This is a genomic window from Alteromonas sp. DY56-G5 (assembly GCF_041414725.1).
Classification (GTDB): Bacteria; Pseudomonadota; Gammaproteobacteria; order Enterobacterales; family Alteromonadaceae; genus Alteromonas; species Alteromonas macleodii.
This window is the reverse complement of sequence record NZ_JANHZQ010000108.1, coordinates 1-1,831: the sequence shown is the minus strand read 5'-3', so window position 1 is coordinate 1,831 and position 1,831 is coordinate 1. Positions and strand designations below refer to the sequence as shown.

Here is a 1,831-nt window from a genome sequence, read left to right as displayed (position 1 = left end):
TGTACGTTTTTCGGACCTTGAGACTATAAATTTCCCACCCTATTGATCAGTAGATTTACATTAAAATCATATACACACTGTGATGCCAATTCAAGATAAAGGCGCCATTGCTAGTAACTCACTCTCATACCTATAAACGACATCGTCCAGAGCAGACGTTACTGTATCAATTGGTCGAACGCCACTACCCAGAATTTCAGAAGCAGCTTTCACAAAAAGGGAAGTCGTTACCACTTCATGTGGTAAAAGAGTTTGAAGAGTTTCTTAGGTGTGGTCGGCTTGAGCATGGTTTTTTGCGTGTAGTTTGTGACGACTGCAAGCATGAGAAACTGCTGGCGTTCAGCTGCAAACGCAGGGGATTTTGCCCAAGTTGCGGTGCAAGAAGGATGGCAGAAAGTGCCAAGTTGTTAGTTGAAGATGTTCTTCACGGTTACCCTGTACGCCAATGGGTATTGAGTTTACCCATCCCGCTTCGTCTACTTCTAGCTAGGTATCCCAAACACTTAAGTAAAATCATGCAAATCATTCATCGTGCTATTTCTTGCGATATTGTGCATCGGGCTGGGTATCTTAAGAAGCAAGCAAACACAGGAGCGGTGACTTACATTCAGCGATTTGGTAGTGCACTGAATCTCAATATTCACTTTCACATGCTCTTTTTGGAAGGCGTTATCACTCAGGAGTGTGGACAGTCCAAATTCAAGTGCGTTAAAGCACCAAACCACAATGATATGGAAACCCTCGTGAATGTCATTAGCCATCGCATCGCGACCTACTTGGAGAAGGCCGGGCTCGTTCAACGGGATATGGACAACACATTTCTCGATTTACCCATGGATGACGAAGATAGTTTACTGCCCTTGCAAGCAGCCTCTGTCAATTACCGCATTGCTGTAGGACCAGATACAGGCAAAAAAGTCTTTGCCTTGCAAACCTTACCTGCCAAAGACGAACAACATTACGGTCAATTAGCTCAAATAAACGGTTTTAGCTTACACGCTGGGGTGTTTGCAGACAGCCATCAAACTGACAAACTGGAAAGGCTATGCAGATATATCTCAAGGCCAGCGTTAAGCGAGCAACGATTGAGTCTAACCGATTCAGGAAAAGTAAGATATCAACTGAAAACTCCCTATCAAGACGGTACCACACATGTCTTTTTTACTCCCTTGGATTTCATAGGCAAGCTCGCGGCACTGGTGCCAGTGCCGAGGCTAAACCTTACGAGGTTTTATGGCGTGTTTGCTCCCAATGCTAAGGTGCGTGCCGAGGTAACGGCTTCACAACGCGGTAAGAATAGCCCTCGCTTAGCAGAGCATCTGAAAGATTCAGATAAACCATACCATGCGCGAAGCATGTCGTGGGCACAAAGGTTAAAAAGAGTATTCAATATTGACATCACAGTCTGTGAGGCTTGTGAAAAAACCAACGTCAAAATTATTACTTGTATTACGGATCCGGCTGTTATCCATAAGATTTTGGCGCACCTTGACAAGCAGACTCTTCTTGAAGCAAAAAACGATTCTCTAATGCCGCCACTTCGAGCTCCACCAGCCACAGCCTCATTCAGTGACTACATCATTCAACGCGACTTCGATTTTGGCGCATGAAGCACAAAAAACAGACCATCACTTGAACATGCAACATGTTGAGGTAAGGGCTTTCACATATCTCATTGCGGATTTCAGTACCAAAGACCAGTTATATTGCGTCTATCTTGATGACAACTACTTCACTGATTCCTGAAAAGTACCCATTTGACACACGTGCAACTGGCCTTAAATACAGCTGACACAGTGGGTAGTACATAGCGTTAATATTTCTTATACTC

The 1,831-nt window shown here is 44.2% G+C and carries 1 protein-coding gene; it reads left to right on the top strand.

Features of this window, described 5'->3' with window-relative positions; translation table 11 throughout:
* Positions 1-107: 107 nt before the first annotated feature.
* Positions 108-1,610: a transposase gene (locus NO989_RS21730; RefSeq protein WP_081334059.1), complete on the top strand. Its 1,503-nt coding sequence runs from the start codon at positions 108-110 to the stop codon at positions 1,608-1,610.
* The last annotated feature ends 221 nt before the right edge of the window (positions 1,611-1,831 follow it).